The following is a 22654-nucleotide window of genomic DNA, read 5'->3' as shown; positions in this document are numbered from 1 at the left end:
CGCTGCCTCACTCACGCTGCGAGGGTTTTCGGGGCCGGGCCGAACATCAGGTCGTCCCGGTCGTCAGGAGAGAGCGGCGCGCCGGAGCGGATCAGCTCCTTGCAGCGCGCCTGCTCGGCGATATCGCCGACAAACACCGCCCCCGCGAGGCGGCCATCGGCAATGATCAGCTTGCGGTAGAGGCCGGCGGCGGCATCGTGCATCACGACCGCCTCGGCGCCCTCGGGCGTATCGACCACGCCGGCGGAGAAGACCGGCAGGCCCGACACCTTCAGGCTCGTGGCAAGGGACGTGCCGGGATAGGCCGCCGCCTCGCCGAGAAGCGCCCGCGACAGCACTTCAGCCTGCTCGTAGGCGGGCTCGACGAGGCCGTACACGACGCCCCTGTGCTCGGCGCATTCGCCGAGCGCATGAATCGCCGGATCGGAGGTGGTCATCCGATCGTCCACCGTGATGCCGCGCCCGCAGGTCAGCCCGCAGGACTGCGCCAGGGCCGTCGAGGCGCGGATGCCGACCGACATCACCACGAGATCGGCCGCGATCACGCTGCCGTCCTTCATCCGCAGGCGTTCGACGCGTCCGTCGCCCTCGATCGCGGCGGTGTCGGCGGACAGCATCACCTTGACGCCGCGCGCCTCCATCGCCGTGCGCACGAGGCGGGCGGCGGCATGGTCGAGCTGGCGCTCCATCACCCGGTCCATGACGTGGATCAGCGTGGTGTCGACCCCGAGCCGGGCGAGCCCGACCGCGGCCTCCAGGCCCAGAAGCCCGCCGCCGATCACCACCGCCCTGGCATGCTCGACGGCGGCTTTGCGGATCGCCGCCACGTCGGCGAAGTCGCGGAAGGTGAGGACGCCGGGCAGGTCGATGCCGGGCAGCGGCAGCCGGATCGGCAGCGAGCCCACCGCCAGCACCAGCCGGTCGTAGGGCAGCACATGGGCGGAGCCGACCAGCGCGATGCGGTTCGCCCGGTCGATCTCGGTGACCGGTGCGCCGGTGACGAGGCGGATGCCGTGCTCCTCATACCAAGAAAGAGGACGGAAGCCGCAGGCCGCCTCGTCCACCTCGCCGCCGAGCAGCGAGGAGAGCAGCACCCGGTTATAGGCCGCCACCGGCTCGGCGCCGACCACCGTCACGTCGTAGCGGCCCGGCGCGCGCTCCGTCAGCCGCTCGAGGAAGCGGAGCGAGGCCATGCCGTTGCCGACGACGACGAGTCTGTCCCTCACGCTCATCAACCCGTGATCCCCCTTCACGAACTCAGGCGGCGAGACCGGGCTTGGCGTGGCGGGCGTAGAGGAATTCCAGCACCGCGGCGCGGGCGTGGACGTAGGTCGCGTCCTCCACGAGGTCGAGCCGGCGGCGGGGCCGCGCCAGCGGCACGGGCAGGATCTCGCCGATGGTCGCCGACGGCCCGTTCGTCATCATCACGATGCGGTCGGAGAGCAGCACCGCCTCGTCCACGTCGTGGGTGATCATGATGACGGTGTTCTTGAGCCGCTGCTGGATCTCCATGGTCTGGTCCTGGAGATGGGCGCGGGTCAGCGCGTCGAGCGCGCCGAAGGGCTCGTCCATGAGCAGCACGGTCGGCTCCATGGCCAGCGCCCGGGCGATGCCGACGCGCTGCTTCATGCCGCCCGAGATCTCGTTCGGGCGCTTCTCGGCGGCGTGCATCATGTTCACGAGCGCGAGGTTGTGCTCGATCCACTGCGTGCGCTCGGCGCGGGTCTTCTTACCCTTCGAGACCTTGTCGACGGCGAGCGCCACGTTCTCGCGCACGGTCAGCCAGGGCAGGAGCGAGTGGTTCTGGAACACCACCGCGCGGTCGGGGCCGGGGGCGTTCACTTCACGCCCGTCCAGCAGCACGCCGCCGGTCGAGGCCTTGAGCAGGCCGGCGACGATGTTGAGCACCGTCGACTTGCCGCAGCCGGAATGCCCGATGATCGAGACGAACTCGCCCTTGGCGATGTCGAGGTTCACGTCGCGCAGCACTTCCGACGCCTTGCCGCCGCGATGAAACGTGATGCCGACCTGGGAGAGGGAGAGATGAGCCATGTTCCTAGTCCCTCACGCTGCGCTGGTGCCGCGGGTCACGAGCACGCCGAGCCCGGCGACCATCCGGTCGAGGACGAAGCCGATGAGCCCGACATAGACGAGGGCGACGATGATCTCGGAGATGTGCGACGAGTTCCACGCATCCCAGATGAAGAAGCCGATCCCGACGCCGCCGATCAGCATCTCGGCCGCGACGATGGCGAGCCAGGACAGGCCGACGCCGATGCGAAGACCGGTGAAGATGTAGGGGGCCGCCGAGGGCAGCATGATCTTCACGAAGAACTCGATCGGGTTCAGCCGGATGACCGCGGCGACGTTGCGGTAGTCCTGCGGAATGTTGCGGATGCCGACCGCCGTGTTGATGATGATCGGCCAGATCGAGGTGATGAAGATCACGAAGATCGCGCTCGGCTGGCCGTCGCGGAAGGCGGCGAGCGAGAGCGGGAGCCACGCCAGCGGCGGAATCGTGCGCAGGATCTGGAAGATCGGGTCGAGCCCACGCATCGCCCAGTCGGACTGGCCGACCAGCGTGCCGAGCATCACACCGGCCACCACCGCCAGCGAGAAGCCGAGGGCCACGCGCTTCAGGCTCGCGGCGATATGCCAGAACAGACCCTTGTCGGTGCCGCCGTTGTCGTAGAACGGATCGACGATGATGTCCCAAGCCTCCGTCACCACCCGCGAGGGCGGCGGCAGGCCGGCGGTGGGGGAGGAGCACAGCACCTCCCACAGGAGCAGGAAGCCCGCCAGGACGACGAGCGGCGGCAGGACGCGGGCGGCGACGCCGCGCAGGCCCGCCAGAGTGATGAAGGGCCCGCGCGCCTTGACCGCGGCGCGGTCGCGGGCGGCGGTGCCGAGGGTTGCTCCAGTGGCCATCACGCGACCTTCTTGATCTCGAGGCTGTTGAGATACGCGGCGGGATTCTCGGGGTCGAAGACCTTGCCGTCGAAGAAGGTCTCCTTGCCCCGCGAGGTCGAGGCCGGGATCGCGATGCCGCCGAGCGCCTTGGCCGCGTCCTTCCACAGATCCTCGCGGTTCACCTTGGCGATGAGCGCCTTGGTGTCGGTGCCGCCCTCGAACTTGCCCCAGCGGATGTCCTCGGTGAGGAACCAGAGGTCATGGCTGTGGTAGGGATAGCCGGCGGCGCCGTTGTCCCAGTACTTCATCATCACCGGGCTCTTCTCGACGACGCGGCCGTTGCCGTAGTCGAACTTGCCCTTCATCCGGTCGATCACGTCGGCGACCGGCACGTTGATCCACTGGCGCTTGGCGACGATGGCGGCGAGCTCGTCCCAGTTCTCGGGCCGGTCGCACCACGCCTGGGCCTCCATCACCGCCATCATGAGCGCCTTGGCGGCGTTGGGATTCTTGTCGACCCAGGCGGCGCGGACCGCGAGCGATTTCTCGGGGTGGTCCTTCCACAATTCGCCGGTGGTGAGCGCGGTGTAGCCGATGCCCTGGCTGATGAGCTGCTTGTGCCAGGGCTCGCAGACGCAGAACACGTCCATCGTGCCGACCTTCATGTTCGCCACCATCTGCGGCGGCGGCACGACGATGGTCTCGATGTCCTTGTCGGGGTCGATGCCGCCGGCCGCGAGCCAGTAGCGGATCCACAGGTCGTGGGTGCCGCCGGGGAAGGTCATCGCCGCCTTCACGGCCTTTCCGGAGGCTTTCTTCTTGTCGATCGCGGCTTTGAAGACCTTCGGGTCGAGGCCGATCTTGTCGTCGGCGTATTCCTTGCCGACCGAGATGCACTGGCCGTTCAGGTTGAGCCGGCCGAGGATGTACATCGGCACCGGCACGTTGTTCTGCGTCACCCGGCCGGCCGAGATCAGGTACGGCATCGGCGTCAGGATGTGGGCGCCGTCGATGCCGTTGCCCTCGGAGCCGAGCACGAGGTTGTCGCGGGTCGTGCCCCAGCTCGCCTGCTTGAGCACCTCGGTCTCGGGCAGGCCGTACTTGGCGAAGATGCCCTTCTCCTTGGCCACGAAGAGCGGCGCCGCATCGGTCAGGGCGATGAAGCCGAGCTTGACCCCCTTCACCTCAGGCCCCGCAGCCTGCGCGAAGGCACCGGCCGGCAAGGCGGCGCGGGCGGCACCCGCGAGGGCGAGGGCAGCCGCCGCCCCCTTGAGGACGCCGCGGCGGGTCGTGTTGCCGTGATCGATGCTCATCCGCTCTTCGCTCCGGTGCGCTGTCTGCACATGGAAAAGGCCGCCGTCCGGGATCGCCAGCGCGATCGACATGCGTCGCGTGCGGGCAGTCCGGATCAGCGGCCTTGCTGACGTTGGGGGCGCGTCGTCGTTGGCGGGCCCGTACGACCACCCCTGCAGGAGCCGTGCCAATTGCGCGGAAGGGCGTGCCGCTTCTCGCGGACCTCTGGCATCACGGGTTTGCCGCGCTGCCCGCACTCAGCGGCGCCATGATTTCATGCACTGCACAAGAATGAGGCTGACGGTGCTGCGCGACGCAGCCCGAGCCGGTCATTGGCGGCTGAAAATGCGATCAGCCGCCGATGGCCGCGGCGAAGATGTCGGGCCGGTAGAGCGCTGCCGCCCGGTCCGCGGCGTCGTCGTCGGCGGCCACCTGCCCGCAGGCGGCCATCTGTGCCACCAGCCACCGGGCATGCTCCGGGTTCGGCCGGTGGGTCGCCGCGTCGAGGCGCAGATAGTCCGGGTTCGCCCGCTCGGTTCCGTCCCGATCCACGATCAGCGCGCCACGGAGTGTGCGCGCGACGAGCGCGGCATCCGCGTCGAGTCCTGCCCGTTCGGCGAGCAGGCGGCTCAGAGCCTCGCGGTTCTCGGGGGCGGCGCACCACAGCCCGGCCCGGTGGACGGCCCTGACCAGGGGGGCCGTGAATTCGGCCCCCTCCGCCGGCAGCGCCAGGACCTTCTCCGGGCAGTCGGGCGCGATCTCGCAGCCGAGTGCCGCGATCCGGCCGAGGCCCGCGGCGACCGCGACGCTGTTCCAGGGAGCGCCGACGCAGAAGCCGTCGATGCGCCCGTGCCGCAGTGCATCCACCGTCTCCGGCGGCGGCACCACGACCAGCCGCACCGTCGCGTCGAGGTCGAGCCCGCTCAAGCCCGCGAACAGGCGGAGCTGGTAGGAATGGCTGGAGAAGGGATGCACGGTGCCGATGACGAGCGGACGCCCCTCCCCGGCCCGCGCGCGGGCGACCTTTGAGAAAGCCGCGGCCACGTCACCGAGCCCGTCGCTCTCCGGCGCCATCGCCGCCCAGAGCGCGTTCGAGACGGCCACGGCGTTGCCGTTGAGGCCGAGCGCCATCGGCACGCTCAAATGGGCCTGCGGCCCCGAGAGACCGAGCGCGCTGGCGATGGCGAGCGGCCCGAGCATATGCGCGGCGTCGAGATGGCCCAGCGCCAGCCGGTCGCGCAGGGTCGCCCAGGAGGGCTCGCGCGCGAGTTCGATCTCAAGCCCCTCGGCCTGCGCGAAGCCCAGTTCCGCCGCCGCGATCACGGGGGCGGCGTCGGTGAGGGGGACGTATCCGAGTCTGATCCTCATCCGAGCAGATCCGCCGCGGTGACGATGGCGCGGGCGATGTCGACGATCTTGCGCTTCTCGTTCATCGCCTGCCGCCGCAAGAGCTTGTACGCCTCGTCCTCGCTCATGCCCTTGCGCGTCATCAGGATGCCCTTGGCGCGCTCGATCAGCTTGCGGTCGGCGAGTTCCGAGCGGGCTTCGTCGAGTTCGCGCTGGAGCCGGGCGAAGGCATTGAAACGCAGGATCGCGATGTCGAGGATCGGCCGGATCCGTTCCGAGCGCAGCCCGTCCACGACATAGGCCGAGATGCCCGCATCGACGGCCGCCTGCATCATGGTCTGGTCCGAGCGGTCCACGAACATCGCCACCGGCCGCTCGGCCTGCCGGGACAGGCCCGACATCTGCTCCAGCACGTCCCGGCTCGGGCTTTCCAGATGGACCACGATCACGTCGGGCTTCAAGCTCGCCACCCGCGCCTGGAGGTCCGGACCGTCCGCAAGCACGACGACGTTGCCGACGCCGGAGGCGCGAAGGCCCTCCTCCAGGATCGCTGCGCGGGCGCGGCTCGGATCGATCACGGCGACGGTGAGGCTGGTCTCGGTCATCGAGGGCCGGAGTGGTTCGATCCGTTCGAGGAAGGCATCGGTGAGGAAGGCGGTCGGTCTTGAATGAGGCGCGTGCGGAAGCGCCTGCCGTGAAAGGGGCGGACGCATCGCAGGCAAGCCGTATGCCCGCCCGATCGATAACGACGGTTACAAACCGACATCTCCCGGCCCCGGTTCTGCCGTAAACCGGGGCGCACACTCAAGCCGCTTGCGAATCTATCAGGAGGGGCCGGTTCATGCGCGTCGTCGATCCGCTGCGAAAGCCGGACGTGTCCGCGACCCCGCGCGCCGTGCTTCCCCCCTTGCTGCCGACCCTCGGCCTCGCCGTGGCCGCCGCCCTGCTGTCGCTCGTCTGCCGCGAGCCGGCCCAGGGACCGACGATGCCGCCGGTCGAATCGGTGCGGGCCGTGCCGGCCATGGCTGCGGCCCCCGGCTTCACCGTGTTCGATCCGGGCAAGGCCCTGCTCGCCGATGTCGAGGCGGGGCCGGCCAGCGAGGCCTTCGCCCGCCTCGTGCCCCTCGTCGCCGCAAGAGAGGCCGCGCCGCCGCAGGCCCGCCCCCCGCGCCTCGCCACCCGAACCGAGCGCCGGCGCGCCACCGCGAGCCGGATGGCGACGACGCAGCCCGCGAGCCCGGCGAAAGCCGCGTTCGAGCCGGTCGTCTCGGCACCCGCCGCCGTGGCGCGTGCGGAAGAATTGGCGCGCGCGGAGGAAGAGGGCGGCCGCTTCCTGCCCGCAGGCGCCCTCCCCTTCGCCGCCGTCGACGCGGTCTGGGATGCGGCCCGCACGGCCGGCTCCGGCGCGGCGACCGGCGTCACGAGCCTGAGCGGCTCGGTCGTCAGCCTCGTCTCGGAGCTGCGCTGAAACGGAGCGCGCCGCGCCGCGAAGCGCGGTCTTCACAATCATTAGCTCCGAAACCTTGCGAAGCGCGGCCGCTGCGCCACTTCGCGCGGGGCGGAACCGCGACCCCGTCCACCGCGTCGCCGACGCGGCGGCTTGATCGCGCGTGATGCTCTGCGAGTGAGGCCGAAGCCCGCGTTTCCCCCGCGTCGTTCGGCTCAGGGTGCGACGACGGAGGCCGGGATGGCGGGACGGATCGAGGATTACGCCCTGATCGGCGACGGGCGCACCGCGGCCCTGGTCGGCCGCGACGGCAGCATCGATTGGCTGTGCATGCCGCGCTTCGATGCTTCGGCCCTGTTCGCGAGCCTTCTCGGGACGGAGGAGCACGGCTTCTGGAAGCTCGCCCCGGTGGCGGAGGGCGCGCAGCATTCCTGGCGCTACCGCAGCGGCTCTCTGGTGCTGGAGACCACGCACAAGACCCATGAGGGCGAGGTCCGCGTCACCGACTTCATGCCCGTGGGCGATGGCAGCCACGTCATCCGCTTGGTCGAGGGCGTGCGCGGCCGGATGGCGATGCGGATGGAGTTGGCCGTGCGCTTCGATTACGGCTCGGCGGTGCCCTGGGTCTCGCGCAGCGAACTCGGGGATCTTCGCGCCATCTCCGGGCCGCACAAGGTGGTCCTGCGCACCAACGCGCCGATGCGCGGCTCCACCCACCAGACCACGGTCTCGGAATTCACGGTCTACAAGGGTGATGCGGTCCGCTTCGTGCTGAGCTACGGCGCCTCGCACGAGGACGATCCGCCGCCGATCGAGCCGCGCCGCTGGCTCGACGACACCAACCGGTTCTGGCGCGAGTGGTCGAGCCGCTGCACGCTTCAGACGCCCTGGGACGCCATCCTGCGCCGCTCCCTGTTGACGCTGAAGGCGCTGATCTACCAGCCGACCGGGGGGATCGTCGCCGCGCCCACTACGTCCCTGCCGGAAGAACTCGGCGGGGTGCGCAACTGGGACTACCGCTTCTGCTGGCTGCGCGACTCGACCTTCACGCTGCTGGCGCTGATGGATTCTGGCTACATCGAGGAGGCCCGCGCGTGGCGCGACTGGCTGACCCGCGCGGTGGCCGGCAACCCGGAGCAGGCGCACATCCTCTACGGCATCGCCGGCGAGCGGCTTCTGCCGGAGATCGAACTCGACTGGCTGCCCGGTTACGAGAACTCGCGGCCCGTGCGCGTCGGCAACGCGGCGATCGCGCAGTTCCAGCTCGACGTCTACGGGGAGTTGTTCGACGCCCTGTTCCAGGCCGGTGCCCGCGGCATGGGACAGAACAAGGAGGGCCTGCGCGTCGGCCAAGCGATCATCAAGCACCTCGAGACGGCGTGGCGCGCGCCCGATGAAGGCATCTGGGAGGTGCGCGGCGGGCGGCGCCACTTCGTCCATTCCAAGGTGATGGCCTGGGTCGCCTTCGACCGGGCGATCCGCAGCGTCGAGATGATGGGCGTGGACGATCTGCGCTCCGCCGAACCGCCGGTCGCGCACTGGAAGGCGATTCGCGACGAGATCCACGCCGAGGTCTGCGCGAAGGGGTTCGACCCGGAGCTGAACAGCTTCGTCCAATCCTACGGAAGCAAGGCGCTCGATGCGAGCCTGCTGCTGATCGCGCATATGGGCTTCCTGCCCCAGGACGATCCCCGCGTGGTCGGCACCGTGGCGGCCGTCGAATCGCATCTGATGCGCGAGGGCTTCATCCTGCGCTACGAGACGGAAGGCCAGACCGTCGACGGCCTGCCGGGCAACGAGGGCGCCTTCCTCCCCTGCAGCTTCTGGTACGCTGACAATCTGATCGGCCTCGGCCGCTGTGACGAGGCCCGCGACCTGATCGAGCGCCTGATCGGCGTCTGCACCGACCTCGGATTGGTCTCCGAAGAGTACGACGTGCGCGCGAAACGGCTGGTGGGGAACTTCCCTCAGGCGTTCACGCATGTTGCGCTCGTCAACACGATCCTCAATTACAGCCGCGCCACCGGTCCTGCGAAGGAACGGGGCAGCGGCACGGACGATTCCGAGTCGAGGGTAGGCGAATCCATCGCGGCGCAGTAGGCGCACTCCGTCAGACGGCGGGCGATGGAAGCGAGAAAGACGGTAACTCCATGAGCGGTGCAGACACGAGCCCGAAGGCGGCCCTGAGCCAGGGCGATAAGCTCGCGATCGACACGATCCGGACGCTCGCGATCGACGCGGTGCAGAAGGCCAATTCCGGACATGCCGGCGCGCCGATGGCGCTCGCGCCCGTCGCCTACACCCTGTGGAACCGGTATCTGCGCTACGATCCGGCCCATCCGCACTGGCCGAACCGCGACCGCTTCGTGCTCTCGGCGGGCCATGCCTCGATGCTGCTTTACGGGCTGCTGCATCTCGCCCGCGTCGCGGAGAGCGACGGCGGAAACGCCCCCGCCATCTCGCTGGACGACATCAAGAAATTCCGGCAGCTCGACAGCCGCACGCCGGGCCACCCGGAATACCACTTCACCACCGGCGTCGAGACCACCACCGGGCCCCTCGGCCAGGGCGTGGCGAATTCCGTCGGCATGGCGATGGGCGGCCGCTTCAAGGGCGAGCGCCTGAACCGGCCCGACCTGCCGCTGTTCGACTACAACGTCTACGCCATCTGCTCGGACGGCGACCTGATGGAGGGCGTCAGCCAGGAGGCCGCCTCGATCGCGGGCCATCTGCGCCTGTCGAACCTCTGCTGGATCTACGACAACAACACCATCACCATCGAGGGCCACACCGAACTCGCCTTCTCGGAAGAGGTCGCCGCGCGTTTCCTCGCCTATGGTTGGCAGGTGCTGCGGGTGGCCGACGCGAACGACACCCACGCCATCGCCTCGGCGCTCGAGACCTTCCTGCAATCGAGCGACCGCCCGACCCTGATCATCGTCAACTCGATCATCGGCTACGGCGCGCCGACCAAGCAGAACACCTCGAAGGCCCATTCCGACGCGCTCGGCCCCGACGAGGTGAAGGGCGCCAAGCGCGCCTATGGCTGGCCGGAGGATTCCGAGTTCCTCGTGCCGGACGGCGTCTACGACACCTTTGCCGAAGGCATCGGCAAGCGCGGCGCCGCGCTCTACAGTCAGTGGCAGGGCTTCTTCGAGGCCGCCAAGGCGGCGGATGCGGAGCATGCCGAGGATCTGTCGGCTTTCCTCGAAGGCCGCCTGCCCGAGGGCTGGGACCGGGACATCCCGGTCTTCGAGGCCGACGCCAAGGGGCTCGCGACGCGCGAATCCTCGGGCAAGGTGCTCAACGCCATCGCCCAGCACGTGCCGTTCCTCCTCGGCGGCTCGGCCGATCTGGCGCCGTCCAACAAGTCGAACCTCACTTTCGAGGGCGCGGGCTCGCTGACCCCGTTCGAGCCGGGCGGGCGCAACATCCATTTCGGCGTGCGCGAGCATGCCATGGGCTCGATCGTGAACGGGCTCGGGCTCGTGGGCCTGCGCGCCTACGGGGCGACCTTCCTCGTCTTCGCCGACTACATGCGCCCGCCGATCCGGCTCGCCTCGCTGATGGAACTGCCGATCTTCCACATCTTCACGCACGATTCGATCGGCGTGGGCGAGGACGGGCCGACCCACCAGCCGGTGGAGCAGATCCTCTCCCTGCGCTGCATCCCCGGCCTCGTGACCCTACGCCCGGCCGACGCCAACGAGGTGGCCGAGGCCTACCGGGTGATCTTCTCGCTGAAGGATCAGCCGGCGGTGCTGGCGCTCTCGCGCCAGCCGCTGCCGACCTTCGACCGCTCGAAATACGCCCCCGCCTCCGGTACCGCGAAGGGCGCCTACGTCCTCGCCGACTGCGAGGGCACGCCCGACGTGATCCTGATCGGCACGGGCTCCGAGGTGCAGCTCTGCGTCGGCGCCTACGAGACCCTGAAGGGCGAGGGCGTGAAGGCCCGCGTCGTCTCGATGCCGTCGTGGGAACTGTTCGAGCGCCAGGACGAGAGCTACCGCAACTCCGTCTTGCCGCCGGACGTGCTGGCGCGCGTGGCGGTCGAGCAGGGCAGCGTCATCGGCTGGGACCGCTACACCGGCTCCTCCGGCTCGATCATCGGCATGAGCACCTTCGGCGCCTCGGCCCCGATCAAGGATCTGCTCGGCAAGTTCGGCTTCACCGCCGATAAGGTGATCGAGGCCGCCCGCGCGCAGGTGGCCAAGCACAAGAAATAGGCTCGCAGATCAACCCTCCCCCGCGCAGGGGGAGGGTAACGCGCGGCTCCCCGCCCTATCTACAGGGTGACGGGACGCAAGAAGAACGACGCGAGGACGACCGAGATGAACGCGCTGAACGCCCTCTTCACCGAGCACGAGCAGGCGGTCTGGCTCGATTTCGTGGCCCGCGGCTTCATCGCCAAGGGTGAACTCCAGGCGCTGGTGGAGAAGGACGACCTGCGCGGCGTCACCTCCAACCCGGCGATCTTCGAGAAGGCGATCGGCCACTCGCCCGAGTACGACGACAGCCTCAAGGCCGTGCTGAGCCAGGGCGATGCCCGCGTCATCGATCTCTACGAGGGGCTCGCCATCGCCGACATCCAGGCGGCGGCCGACGTCCTGGCCCAAGTCTACGACACGAGCGACGGCGCAGACGGCTATGTCAGCCTCGAAGTCTCCCCCTACCTCGCCCTCGACACCGAAGAGACCCTGAACGAGGCCCGTCGCCTGCACGCGGCGGTCGGGCGCGACAACCTGATGGTGAAGGTGCCGGCCACCCCTGCCGGCCTGCCGGCGATCCGCCAGCTCACGGCGGAGGGCATCTCGGTCAATATCACGCTGCTGTTCTCGCAGAGCGTCTACGAGGAGGTCGCCCACGCCTTCATCGACGGGCTGACCGAGTTCGGTGCGAAGGGTGGTGACGTCTCGAAGGTCGCCTCCGTCGCGAGCTTCTTCATCAGCCGCATCGACAGCCTCGTCGACAAGCGGCTGGATGAGGTGGGCGGCTACGAGGATCTCAAGGGCAAGGTGGCCATCGCCAACGCCAAGCTCGCCTACCAGCGCTACAAGCGCATCTTTGCCGGGCCGAAATGGGAGGCGCTGGAGGCCAAGGGGGCGAAGGCGCAGCGCCTGCTCTGGGCTTCCACGGGCACCAAGAACAAGGCCTACTCGGACGTGCTCTATGTCGAAGAGCTGATCGGCAAAAACACCGTCAACACCATGCCGCCGGCCACCATGGACGCGTTCCGCGACCATGGCCGGGTGCGGGCATCGTTGGAGGAGAATATCGGCGAGGCCGAGACCGTGATGGCACGGTTGGCGGAAGCCGGCATCGACATCGAGGCGGTGGCGCGCCAACTCGTCGAGGAGGGCGTGGGGCTCTTCGTCGATGCCGCCGATGCCCTGCTCGGTGCGGTCGCGGGCAAGCGGGTGGCCCTGCTCGACCACCGGCTCGACGCGCAGACCTTCAAGTTCGACGAGCCGCTCCAGGCGGCGACCGACAAGGCGGTCGAGTCCTGGCGCGCGAGCGGCGCGATCCGCCGGCTCTGGGCGCACGATGCCACGGTCTGGACCGGCCGCGACGAGGGCAAGTGGCTCGGCTGGCTGCGCATCGTCGAGGACGAGCTGGAGCGGGTCGATCTCTACGAAAACTTTGCCGAAGAAGTCCGTGCCGAGGGCTTCACCGACGCGGTCGTGCTCGGCATGGGCGGCTCCAGCCTCGGCCCGGAGGTGATCTCCGCCACCTACGGCCACCGGGAGGGGTTCCCGAAGCTGCGCATCCTCGACTCGACCGACCCGGACGAGGTCCGCGCCGTCGAGGCCGCGGTGAATCTCGAGACGACCCTCTTCATCGTCGCCTCGAAGTCGGGCTCGACGCTCGAGCCCAACGTGTTCCGCGACTACTTCCTCGGCCGGATGAAGGACGTCGTCGGTGCCGACAAGGCCGGCCGGCATTTCGTCGCCGTGACCGATCCCGGCTCGGCGATGGAGAAGGCCGCCAACGACGACGGTTTCCGCAAGATCTTTCTTGGCGTGCCGCAGATCGGCGGGCGCTACTCCGTGCTCTCGGCCTTCGGTCTCGTCCCCGCGGCGGCGGCCGGCGTCGAGATCCGCGAGTTCCTCGACAGTGCCCGGATGATGGTCCGCTCCTGCGGGCCGGCAGTGCCGCCCGCCGCCAATCCCGGCGTGCGCCTCGGCGCGGCGATGGGCGTCGCGGCCAAGGAGTTCGGGCGCGACAAGATCACGATCATCGCGTCGCCCGGCATCGGCACCTTCGGCGCCTGGGCCGAGCAGCTCATCGCCGAGTCGACCGGCAAGGAAGGCGTCGGCATCATCCCCGTCGAGGGCGAGCCGGTCGGCGTTCCGGCCGTCTACGGCGACGACCGGCTGTTCGTGTACTTGCGTCTGACCAGCCAGGCCGATGCGCGCCAGGACGAGGCGGTGAAGATCCTGGAGAGCGAGGCGCAGCCGGTGGTGCGCATCGATCTCGACAAGGTCGAACAGCTCCCGCAGGAGTTCTTCCGCTTCGAGATCGCGACCGCGGTGGCGGGGGCGGTGCTCGGCATCAACCCGTTCGACCAGCCCGATGTCGAGGCGAGCAAGATCGAGACGAAGAAGCTGTTTGAAAGCGCCGAGGAGACCGGCGCCCTGCCGGCCGAGACGCCGATCTTCGAGGACGAGACGGTCGCGCTCTATGCCGATGCGGCCAACGCGGAGGCCCTGCGCCCCGGCGAGGGCTTCGAGGCGATCGTGGCCGCGCATCTGGCGCGGGTGAAGCCGTGCGACTACGTCGCCCTGCTCGCCTATGTCGAGCGCAACGAGGCGCATCACGCGGCGTTGCAGGAGGCCCGGCTCACGGTGCGGGACGCGCGGCAGGTCGCGACCTGCCTGGAATTCGGCCCGCGCTTCCTCCACTCGACGGGGCAGGCCTACAAGGGCGGTCCCGCTTCCGGCGTGTTCCTCCAGATCACCGCGGACCCCTCGGCCGATCTGCCGATCCCGGGACGCAAGCTCGGGTTCAAGACGGTGATCGCGGCCCAGGCGCGGGGCGATTTCGCCGTGCTGTCCGAGCGCAAGCGCCGGGCGCTGAGAATCCACCTCAAGGGCGGTGATGTCTCCGGCGGCGTGAAGCGCGTCGCCGCCGCGATCAAGGCGGCGGTCGCCGGCTAAGGCTTCACCCTCTCCCCGCAGGCGGGGAGAGGGGCTCGCATCGATTGCCGGCGCGATCTGACTTCGAAAAAGATCAGTGCGTCAGCGGGCCGGGGATCGCGGCTTCCGCCTTCACCAGCAGCCGCTCCTCGTGGCGCTTCATGAACAGCCAGAGCGCCAGTCCGCCGAAGACCACGAAGGCCAGCAGCGCGAGGCCGACAGGGCCGACGATGTGCTCGATCGAGCGGCCGCAGGCATAGGCGCCAAAGCCCATGATCCCGGCCCAGGCGACGCCGCCGAGGCCGTTGAACAGCATGAAGCGGCGCGCATCGAGCCGGTTCACGCCCGCCAGCACCGCCGCGTAGGCGCGCAGCATCGCGGTGAAACGGCCGAAGAACACGATCTTCCCGCCATGCTCCCGGAACAGATACTGGCCGAGCTTCAGCCGGCCGTGGTCGAGGGCGATGAGGTGGCCGTAGCGTAGAAGCAGCGGCATGCCCCAGCGGCGCCCGACCCAGTAGCCGACATTGTCGCCGAGGATCGCGGCCGCGGCCGCTGCGGCGACGATGAGGACGACGTTGAGGCTGCCCGTGCTGCCGGCATAGACGGCCGACGAGATCAGGATGGTCTCGCCCGGCATCGGCACGCCCGCGCTCTCCAGCGCGACGACGACGAAGACGGCAAGGTAGCCGTAATGGGCGATGAGGTCGGCGATCGGAAGTCCCTGAAGGAAGGACATGGAAGAGGGCGTCTCCGCGGATCGTTGCGCGGCGCAGTCTGGCCAGGAACGTGGCCGCAGCAGGGCGGTCCTTTCCTCCCCTTCAACCCGTCGGGTCCGTCTCCGAAGGGGGCTCAGCCGAAGCCGGGGCAAGGACGGCGCTTCCCCCGCCCGTGCCGGACTGGCAAAGGGCAGCGAAGTCGTCGTCCGGCAACGGCAGCAGCCGCGCGAGAGCGTCGGATACGCCGAATAGGACGGGATCCGCCGAAAGGCCGAAGCCGGGCGGGAGGAGGCGTGTGCTGTCGATCATGACGGGCTCGAACCGCCGAAGGGCGGACGTGACGATAAGCCCTTCAGCGGCACCCGGTTGCGTGGCCTGACCGATTGTCGTGACGGGCGGCACGTCGGCGTTGCGCTGTTCTCCCCGTCCGCGTCCCGTTCTCAGCTCGCCTTGAGGAACTTCTCGACGCTGGCGCCCAGGCCGGCGGAATGCGTCGCGAGATCCTCGGCGATGGTGCGGACCGAGTCGACGTGGCTGCCGGTGGCGTCCGCCGCCGAGGACACGCCGACGATGTTGCCGGACAGTCTCGTGCGTCGAGGCCGCCTGCTCCTCGACCGCGCTCGCCATGGCGAGGGTGAGCCCCGAGAGGTCCGTCACCGCCGCGGTGATCGTGCCGATGGCCTCGACCGCCTCGCCGGTGGCACTCTGGATCGCGGCGATCTGTCCGGAAATCTCGCCCGTCGCCTTCGCCGTCTGCTCGGCCAGCGCCTTCACCTCGGCGGCCACCACGGCGAAGCCGCGGCCGGCCGCGCCCGCGCGGGCCGCTTCGATGGTGGCGAGCAGGTTGGTCTGATCGGCGATCGAGCGGATCATCGCCACCACCGCATCGACCTTGCGCGCATTCTCGGCGAGTTGGCGCACCGTCAGATCGGTCGTCTCGGCCTGAGCCGCGATCCGCTGGGCGCGTTCGGACACGCTGCCGACCTGCCCCGAAATCTCCTGGATCGAGGCCGTCATCTGCGCCGAGCCCGCTGCCACCGAGGCCGCGCGCTGCCGGGCATCCTCGGCCGAGCGCGCCAGCTCCTCCGCCGAGGACCCCATCCGCTGCACCGCCTCGACCACCCGCGAGACGTCCGCCGACATCTGAACCTGCGCCGTGATCACGGACCACGTCACCATCGGACCGACATACTCGCCCTCGGGCCCGTGGATCGCCGAGACACGCAGATCGAGGGTCTCGGGGCCGACCCTGATCTTGGCCCGGTGCGGCAGGCGGCGGCTGTCGGCCAGCATCGTCCGCTGATGATGCGGGTGCTTGTGGAAGACGTCGAAGGAGCGGCCCATCATCTCCGAGACCTTGATCGGCAGATGCTCCTCGATGGTGGAGAGTGTCGTCACCGAGGTCTGGTTCAGATAGTTGATCTTGAACTCGTCCTTCGGGTCCACCGTCATGACGGCGACGGGCATACCGTCGATCATCGTCAGGAGCCGGCTCGCCTCGTTTTTCTCGGCGGTGATGTCGGTCGCGAACTTCATCACCCGCTCCGGCTTGCCGTCCGCCCCGAGCACCGGGTTGTAGGTCGCTTCGAGCCAGATCTTGCGTCCGGACTTGCCGAGACGGGGGAACTCGCCCGAGGCGTGCTTGCCGCTGCGCAGCGTCTCCCAGAAGGCGCGATACTCGGCGCTCTCGGCATAGGCGGCTTCGACGAAGAGGCGGTGATGCCGGCCCTTGATCTCGTCGAGTTCGTAGCCGATCGCGTCGAGGAAGTTCCGGTTCGCGTCCAGAACCGTGCCATCCATCGCGAACTCAATGGTCGCGATCGATCGATCGAGTGCATCGAGCTTCGCTTGGGCGTCACTTTTTGGGCTTACGGAACATCACAGAACCCCCGTGACGCCATCTTTCTCCGGCAGCCACGTCGCCCGAGCGATGTCGTCATTGATCGAAGGCGGACGTCGGCGACTTCGCGCGATGTCTTTACTTCGATCCTTATGTCTAGTGTTCATTTTCTGGGTAAATTATGAATTAAAATCTGCGATAGCGGACATTACAATCGACTTTAGGCTGCAATCTTGTTTCGCCATGCGCCGAACAGACCGCAGTTACGATATTGGCATATGATGTTTGCTTGCCGTTGCGTTGGCGATGCCCTCTTGCGCGTCCGCGTTGGGTTCGAAGAACGGTCGGCTTCGCTGCCACTTCGCCGGTGGCGGGCAGGAAGCGGCCTTCGGACGGCTCGCCCTCCCCTGAACGGGATGTGACGACGGTCTTCCGTCCAGCCCGGCCTTGCGAGCGTCGTCGTCAACGACGCTCAGTTGCCGCGGCGGAGATCGTCCAGGGGCACCGGTGCAGCGTGGGGCCGGCTGCCGAGCATCGCATCGATCAGCGCCACAACCTCGGCCCGGCCGACATTGGCGGCGGGCTCGAACGGGGTCCAGGTCTGGGTGAAATCGAGGCGCTCGAAGACGTCGCGATAGCGGCGCAGCTCGTTCACTGTGAGCGGCACGCCGCGCACGAAGGCCTTGTGTGCCGAGATCGTCAGCGCCTTGCGGACGTCGTTCGGGTCGAGCTCGAACTTGAGCGCGTCGCCGCAGAAACAGATCTTGCGCTTGCGGTCGAACAGCACGGCGTGGCCCTCGAAATGGCCGGCGGTGCGGTGCAGTTCCAATCCGGGAAGGGGTTCGAGGAAGTCGTCATAGGGCCAGGAGACCTGAAGCGCCGCACTCCAGATGAAGTCGGCCGCCGGCAGACACAGTTCCGGGTCGAAACGGTCCTGAAGCTGCACCAGCGCGCCGTAGGAATGCGGGTGCGAGGCCGAGAGCGCCTGCATGCCGCCGAGCCGCTCGATCTGGTCGAGCGCCGCCTCGCTGAAGACGGGGCAGGCTTCGAAGCCCATATTCCCGTTCTCGGTCCGGATCAGGTAGGCGCTCGGGCCGATGCCGGAAACCGGGTCGTTCCAGAAGCGCCAGACGCCCGGCTCCAGCTCTTCCCAGTGGCAGGGAAAGGCGTCTTGCGCCTCCCGCGTGGTGCGGAAGCGCCAGCCGTCCTGCGGCACGACGTGGCGGGCGTCGAGGCACATCGGGCAATGCGGCGGCGCCTCGAAGTGGCGCTGCCAGAACCCGCAATTGTCGCAGGTGTAGGCGGGCAGCTTCAGGGCGCCGGCGAAGGGCAGGTAACCGGGCACGGGCAAGTCCTCATGGGCGCCCGCGGGCGGGCCGGAGATCGGACGGTCCTACCCGCCCGATGCGGGTGAAGAAAGAGCCGGCTCAGACCCGTCCCAACAGACGCAGCGGCCCGCGCAGGGCCCGCGCCGCCAGGGCGGTTCCGAGCAGGGCGGCGCCCGCGACGCTGAGCACGAGGGCGTCGCGCTCCCGGCTCGTCCAGAACTCCGAGCGCGTCGTCTTGGCCCGCGCCCGCGCGTCGCCGTCGATCCGCGCCGGCCCCGGCACCGGGCCGTCGAGATTGCCGCGCCGGTCCGGGACCGGCCCGTCCTGCACCATGTCGTCCAGGCTCTCCGCCGCCTTGCGGTCGGCGTAGGAGGGCAGAAGCGCCTGGGCCGCCGCCATCATCAGCGAGGTTCGTCCGACCCAGACCTCGCGGGTCGGATGCTCGATCGCGTGGTGGATCGCCTCGGCGCAGAGGCGCGGATCGAACACGGGATCGGGCGCGCGCTGCCCGCGGCCGGTCCGGGTGCGGGTCCAGCCGAATTGCGGCGTGTTGACCGCCGGGAGGTAGACCACGCTGAGCGCGATGTGGCTGTCGGCGTGGATCAGTTCGGCGCGCAGGGAATCGGTGAAGCCGCTCACCGCGAACTTCGCCGCGCAGTAGGGCGCCTGCATCGGCGCCGCGCGGATCGCCAGCCCGGAGGAGACCTGCACGATCACGCCGCGGTCGCGCGGTTTCATGCGGCGCAGGGCCGCCAGGGTGCCGTGGACGGTGCCGAGATAGGTCGCCCCGGTCACGCTACGGTATTCCTCCGGCGTGATCCGTTCGGCCGGCCCGACGATCGTGGTCATGGCGTTGTTGATCCAGGCCCGGATCGGCCCGAGTTCCTGCTCGATCCGGTCGGCCGCCGCTTCGACCGCGGCGTCATCGGCCACGTCGGCGGGGATCGCCAGCACGCGTCCGCCCTCGCGGGCGAGCAGTGCCTCGGCTTCGGCCAGCCGGTCGGCGCCGCGCGCCAGGATCGCCACCGACCAGCCGCGCTGCGCAAGAAGCTGGGCCGTGGCGAGGCCGATCCCCGCGCTGCCGCCCGTCACGACGGCGACCCGCGCTGCGCCTCTTCGTCCCTGCCCTGCCACCGTCGCATCCTCCTCCGCGAAACCTGCCCGTCAATGCGCGCTGCGCGGGCGAAGTTGCGACGGAGGCGGAGCCTGCGACGTCGAATGCGAGAAGGCCCGCCGATCCGGAGATCGGCGGGCCTTCGCAGAGTTCGGTGCCGATGCGGGCAGGCTCAGCCGTGGGCCGGGGCGCCGTGCGGCTCGCGATGCCCGTCGTCGCCATGCGGATCCTTGCCGCGTTTCTTGCCGACCCAGATCACCGCCTTGCGGATCACCACGTAGAAGACCGGCGTCAGGAACAGGCCGAAGAAGGTCGCGCCGATCATCCCGAAGAACACCGCCGTCCCGAGGGCTTGGCGCATCTCGGCGCCGGGCCCCGTGGCGATCACCAGCGGCAGCACGCCGAGGATGAAGGCAAAGGCCGTCATCAGGATCGGGCGCAGGCGCAGGCGGCAGGCCTGGACCGCGGCGTCCACCGGGCCCTTGCGCTCGCTGTTCTCGATGTCGTGGGCGAACTCCACGATCAGGATCGCGTTCTTGGCGGCCAGACCGATGAGCACGATCAGTCCGATCTGGGTCAGGATGTTGTTGTCCTGCCCTCGCAACTGCACCCCGAACAAGGCGGCGAGCACGCCTGTCGGCACCACCAGCAGGATTGCCAGCGGCAGCGCCCAGGATTCGTACTGCGCGGCGAGCACGAGGAAGACCAGCAGCACGCCGAGCGCGAAGACGTAGATCGCGGTGTTGCCCGCCGCCTTCTGCTGGTAGGCGATCTCGGTCCAGTCGTAGGAGTACCCCTCGGGCAGGGCCCGCTTGGCGATCTCCTCCATGGTGTCGAGCGCCTGGCCGGTCGAGACGCCGGCCTGGGCCACGCCCTGCAGCGGCACCGAGTAGAACAGGTTGAACCGCTGCACGATCTGCGGGCCGGTGATCTCCCGGATCGTGGCGAGCGTGCCCATCGGCACCAGGGCGCCGGTGGAGGAACGGACCTTCAGCTGTTCGATGTCGCGCTGCGACATGCGGAAGGGCGCGTCGCCCTGCACACGCACCTGATAGATGCGGCCCAGCGTGTTGAAGTCGTTGACGTAGGCGCCGCCGAGCGCCGCCTGGACCGTCGCGAAGACGTTGGGCAGCGGCACGTTGAGCATGCGCGCGATGGTGCGGTCGATGTCGAGGTAGAGCTGCGGCGTGTCGTTGCCGAAGGTCGTGAAGACCCGCGTCACGTCCTTGCTCTGGTTGGCCTGTCCCATCACCTCGCCGGCCGCCGCGAGCAGCGGGCCGGTCTCCGAGGATTGGCGGCTCTCGATCTGCATCTTGAAGCCGCCGCCCTGGCCGAGGCCGCGCACCGGCGGGGGCGGGATGACGATGACCCGCGCCTCCTGGATGCCCGCGGTCGCCTTCATCACGTCGCCGGTGATCACCGCCGCGCTGCGGCCCTGCGCGGCCCGCTCCTTGGCGCCCTTGAGGGTGAGGAACATCACCGCCGCGTTGGTGGTGTTGGTGAAGGTGGCGCCGTCGAAGCCCGCGATGATGACGGTGTTGGTGATGCCGTCGATCTTGCGGGCGATGGCGGCGGCCTTGTTCACGACCTCCGTGGTCCGGTCGAGCGAGGCGCCCGACGGCAGCTGCACGACACCGATGAGGTAGCCCTGGTCCTGGTCCGGGATGAAGCCCGTGGGCGTCGTCCGGGCGAGGTGCAGCGTGCCGGCGATCACGCCCGCGTAGAGGATCAGCATCGCGATCAGGCCGATCGCCGTCCCGGTCAGGAAGCGGATGGTGTGGCCGTAGGCGTTCGAGAGCCAGTCGAAGGCGCGGTTGAACAGGCTCGCCAGCCAGTTGACGAAGCGCGTGAGGAAGAACTTCGGCGGCTTGTGCTCGTGGTGCGGCTTCAAGAGGATCTTGCAGAGCGCCGGCGACAGCGTCAGCGAGTTGAAGGCCGAGATGATGGTCGAGGCCGCGATGGTGAGCGCGAACTGCTTGTAAAACTGGCCCGAGATGCCGGGGATGAAGGCGGTCGGGATGAACACCGCCGAGAGCACCAGGGCGATGGCGATGACCGCGCCGCCCACCTCGTCCATGGTCTTGTGGGCGGCCTCGCCGGGAGAGAGCCCGTCGGCCATGTTACGCTCGACGTTCTCCACCACGACGATGGCGTCGTCGACCACGATGCCGATGGCGAGCACCAGCCCGAACAGGGTCAGGTTGTTGAGCGAGAAGCCGAGCGCGGCCATGACCGCGAAGGTGCCGACCAGCGACACGGGGATCGCGATCACCGGGATCAGCGCCGTGCGCCAGCTCTGGAGGAACACCAGCACCACGATGACGACGAGGAGGACCGCCTCGAACAGGGTCTTGTAGACCTCGTGGATCGATTCCTCGATGAACTCCGTCGGGTTGTAGGCGATGCGGTACTCGACGTCCGGCGGGAAGCGCTTCTTCAACTCCTCCATCGTCGCCTTGACCGATTCCGCGGCCTCGAGCGCGTTGGTGCCCGGCCGCTGGAAGGCGCCGATGCCGATCGCGGGGGTGTCGTTGAGGAAGGAGTTCGTCGTGTAGTCCTTCTGGCCCATCTCGACGCGAGCGATGTCGCGCACGCGCACAAGGCGCCCCTCGCTCGCCTTGACGATGACGTCGGCGAACTCCTCGGGCGACTGGAAGCGCCCCTGCGACTGTACGACAAGCTGGAAGGCGGCACCCGGCGCGGCGGGCGGCCCGTTGAGCTGGCCGGCGGCGACCTGGACGTTCTGCTCCTGCAGCGCGGAGATGATGTCGGTGGTGGTCAGGCCGTAGGCGGCCATCTTCTGCGGGTCGATCCAGACCCGCTCGGCGTACTCGTTGCCGCCGAAGACCGTGATGTCGCCGACGCCGTTGAGGCGCAGCATCTCGTCGCGGATGTTGAGGTAGATGTAGTTGGCCAGATAGTTCTGGTCGTAGGTGCGGTTCGGCGAGAGCAGGTGCACGACCAGCATCAGGTCGGGCGAGGCCTTGCGGACGGTGACGCCGAGGTTGCGCACGTCCGGCGGCAGGCGCGGCTGCGCCACCGAGATGCGGTTCTGGACCAGAACGTTGGCGATATCGAGGTTGGTGCCGACCTTGAAGGTCACGGTCAGCTGCATGGCGCCGTCGTTGGTCGACAACGACGTCATGTAGAGCATGTTGTCGACGCCGTTGATCTCCTGCTCCAGCGGCGTGGCGATCGTGGCCGCGACCGTCTCGGCGTTGGCGCCGGGGAAGGAGGCGCGCACCGTCACCGTCGGCGGGACGATCTCGGGATACTGCGCCACCGGTAGCGACAGGTAGGCGACGTAGCCGACGAGCAGGAAGACGATCGACGTCACGGAGGCGAAGATCGGCCTGTCGACGAAGAAGTGGGCGAAACGCATCGTTCAAACCTCTCGCCGCCGGGACGGGCGCGCTCGCGCCACCCCTCGCAGCTTGCCGTTTGCGTTCAGGCCGGCGCCCGGTTGGTCCGGAGGCGCCGGTGCTCGAATCTCTTGGTCCGCTCCGCGCCCGCCACCGCG

Annotated in this window: 14 protein-coding genes and 1 pseudogene; 4 read left to right on the top strand and 11 right to left on the bottom strand. The window is 68.9% G+C overall.

Features of this window, described 5'->3' with window-relative positions; genetic code table 11:
* Positions 1-11: 11 nt before the first annotated feature.
* From E4V01_RS07975 to E4V01_RS07950, 6 genes are all read right to left on the bottom strand, one after another.
* Positions 12-1232: an NAD(P)/FAD-dependent oxidoreductase gene (locus tag E4V01_RS07975; RefSeq protein ID WP_060771748.1), complete on the bottom strand. Its 1221-nt coding sequence runs from the start codon at positions 1230-1232 to the stop codon at positions 12-14.
* A 25-nt stretch (positions 1233-1257) separates the two neighbouring features.
* Positions 1258-2052, bottom strand: a complete 795-nt coding sequence (locus tag E4V01_RS07970) for an ABC transporter ATP-binding protein (RefSeq protein ID WP_135297983.1) — start codon at positions 2050-2052, stop codon at positions 1258-1260.
* A gap of 12 nt (positions 2053-2064) precedes the next feature.
* Entirely contained in the window at positions 2065-2928 is an 864-nt protein-coding gene (ntrB, locus tag E4V01_RS07965; protein WP_060771750.1) for a nitrate ABC transporter permease, read from the bottom strand.
* Positions 2928-4223 (bottom strand): CmpA/NrtA family ABC transporter substrate-binding protein, encoded by a 1296-nt coding sequence (locus E4V01_RS07960; RefSeq protein WP_135297982.1) that lies wholly within the window; start codon positions 4221-4223, stop codon positions 2928-2930. Before E4V01_RS07960 ends, ntrB begins: the two co-directional genes overlap by 1 nt.
* A gap of 331 nt (positions 4224-4554) precedes the next feature.
* Positions 4555-5571 carry a CmpA/NrtA family ABC transporter substrate-binding protein gene (locus tag E4V01_RS07955; RefSeq protein ID WP_135297981.1) on the bottom strand — a complete coding sequence of 339 codons (1017 nt, stop codon included), beginning with the start codon at positions 5569-5571 and terminating at the stop codon, positions 4555-4557.
* The gene (locus E4V01_RS07950) at positions 5568-6155 is read right to left on the bottom strand and encodes an ANTAR domain-containing response regulator (RefSeq protein ID WP_003603356.1); all 588 of its coding nucleotides are present in this window, start codon (positions 6153-6155) and stop codon (positions 5568-5570) included. The genes E4V01_RS07955 and E4V01_RS07950 overlap by 4 nt, the downstream gene beginning before the upstream one ends.
* Positions 6156-6391: 236 nt before the next feature.
* On the opposite strand from E4V01_RS07950, the gene E4V01_RS07945 reads away from it, so the two are divergent.
* From E4V01_RS07945 to E4V01_RS07930, 4 genes are all read left to right on the top strand, one after another.
* The gene (locus tag E4V01_RS07945; RefSeq protein ID WP_135297980.1) at positions 6392-7018 is read left to right on the top strand and encodes a hypothetical protein; all 627 of its coding nucleotides are present in this window, start codon (positions 6392-6394) and stop codon (positions 7016-7018) included.
* Between the two features lie 219 nt (positions 7019-7237).
* Positions 7238-9097 carry a glycoside hydrolase family 15 protein gene (locus E4V01_RS07940; RefSeq protein WP_135297979.1) on the top strand — a complete coding sequence of 620 codons (1860 nt, stop codon included), beginning with the start codon at positions 7238-7240 and terminating at the stop codon, positions 9095-9097.
* Positions 9098-9147: 50 nt separating this feature from the next.
* Positions 9148-11223 (top strand): transketolase, encoded by a 2076-nt coding sequence (gene tkt / locus E4V01_RS07935; RefSeq protein WP_060771754.1) that lies wholly within the window; start codon positions 9148-9150, stop codon positions 11221-11223.
* Positions 11224-11328: 105 nt separating this feature from the next.
* Entirely contained in the window at positions 11329-14154 is a 2826-nt protein-coding gene (locus E4V01_RS07930; protein WP_135297978.1) for a bifunctional transaldolase/phosoglucose isomerase, read from the top strand.
* A 73-nt stretch (positions 14155-14227) separates the two neighbouring features.
* Here E4V01_RS07930 and E4V01_RS07925 read toward each other — a convergent pair whose 3' ends face one another.
* The 5 genes and pseudogenes from E4V01_RS07925 to E4V01_RS07905 form a co-directional block, all read right to left on the bottom strand.
* Complete coding sequence (locus E4V01_RS07925) at positions 14228-14872, bottom strand: DedA family protein (protein ID WP_060771756.1); 645 nt, start codon at positions 14870-14872, stop codon at positions 14228-14230.
* A gap of 420 nt (positions 14873-15292) precedes the next feature.
* A pseudogene (locus E4V01_RS07920) lies at positions 15293-16731 on the bottom strand (methyl-accepting chemotaxis protein).
* Positions 16732-17164: 433 nt separating this feature from the next.
* A complete protein-coding gene (locus E4V01_RS07915; protein WP_135297977.1) occupies positions 17165-18037 on the bottom strand; it encodes an MBL fold metallo-hydrolase in 873 nt (290 codons plus the stop codon).
* 82 nt (positions 18038-18119) lie between these two features.
* Positions 18120-19154, bottom strand: a complete 1035-nt coding sequence (locus E4V01_RS07910) for an SDR family oxidoreductase (RefSeq protein WP_135297976.1) — start codon at positions 19152-19154, stop codon at positions 18120-18122.
* Between the two features lie 152 nt (positions 19155-19306).
* On the bottom strand, positions 19307-22516 hold the full coding sequence (locus E4V01_RS07905) for an efflux RND transporter permease subunit (RefSeq protein ID WP_060771758.1): 3210 nt from the start codon (positions 22514-22516) through the stop codon (positions 19307-19309).
* Positions 22517-22654 lie beyond the last annotated feature (138 nt).

Origin of the sequence: Methylorubrum sp. Q1 (assembly GCF_004683995.1) — a bacterium.
GTDB lineage: Bacteria > Pseudomonadota > Alphaproteobacteria > Rhizobiales > Beijerinckiaceae > Methylobacterium.
This window is presented reverse-complemented; position numbering and strand designations above follow the sequence as displayed.

Bases quoted from the DNA above. Each gene is read 5' to 3' on its own strand.
- ntrB (WP_060771750.1), bottom strand. From the start codon at position 2,928: ATGGCCACTGGAGCAACCCTCGGCACCGCCGCCCGCGACCGCGCCGCG.
- tkt (WP_060771754.1), top strand. From the start codon at position 9,148: ATGAGCGGTGCAGACACGAGCCCGAAGGCGGCCCTGAGCCAGGGCGAT.
- E4V01_RS07970 (WP_135297983.1), bottom strand. From the start codon at position 2,052: ATGGCTCATCTCTCCCTCTCCCAGGTCGGCATCACGTTTCATCGCGGC.
- E4V01_RS07945 (WP_135297980.1), top strand. From the start codon at position 6,392: ATGCGCGTCGTCGATCCGCTGCGAAAGCCGGACGTGTCCGCGACCCCG.
- E4V01_RS07955 (WP_135297981.1), bottom strand. From the start codon at position 5,571: ATGAGGATCAGACTCGGATACGTCCCCCTCACCGACGCCGCCCCCGTG.
- E4V01_RS07940 (WP_135297979.1), top strand. From the start codon at position 7,238: ATGGCGGGACGGATCGAGGATTACGCCCTGATCGGCGACGGGCGCACC.
- E4V01_RS07905 (WP_060771758.1), bottom strand. From the start codon at position 22,516: ATGCGTTTCGCCCACTTCTTCGTCGACAGGCCGATCTTCGCCTCCGTG.
- E4V01_RS07950 (WP_003603356.1), bottom strand. From the start codon at position 6,155: ATGACCGAGACCAGCCTCACCGTCGCCGTGATCGATCCGAGCCGCGCC.
- E4V01_RS07975 (WP_060771748.1), bottom strand. From the start codon at position 1,232: ATGAGCGTGAGGGACAGACTCGTCGTCGTCGGCAACGGCATGGCCTCG.
- E4V01_RS07930 (WP_135297978.1), top strand. From the start codon at position 11,329: ATGAACGCGCTGAACGCCCTCTTCACCGAGCACGAGCAGGCGGTCTGG.
- E4V01_RS07925 (WP_060771756.1), bottom strand. From the start codon at position 14,872: ATGTCCTTCCTTCAGGGACTTCCGATCGCCGACCTCATCGCCCATTAC.
- E4V01_RS07960 (WP_135297982.1), bottom strand. From the start codon at position 4,223: ATGAGCATCGATCACGGCAACACGACCCGCCGCGGCGTCCTCAAGGGG.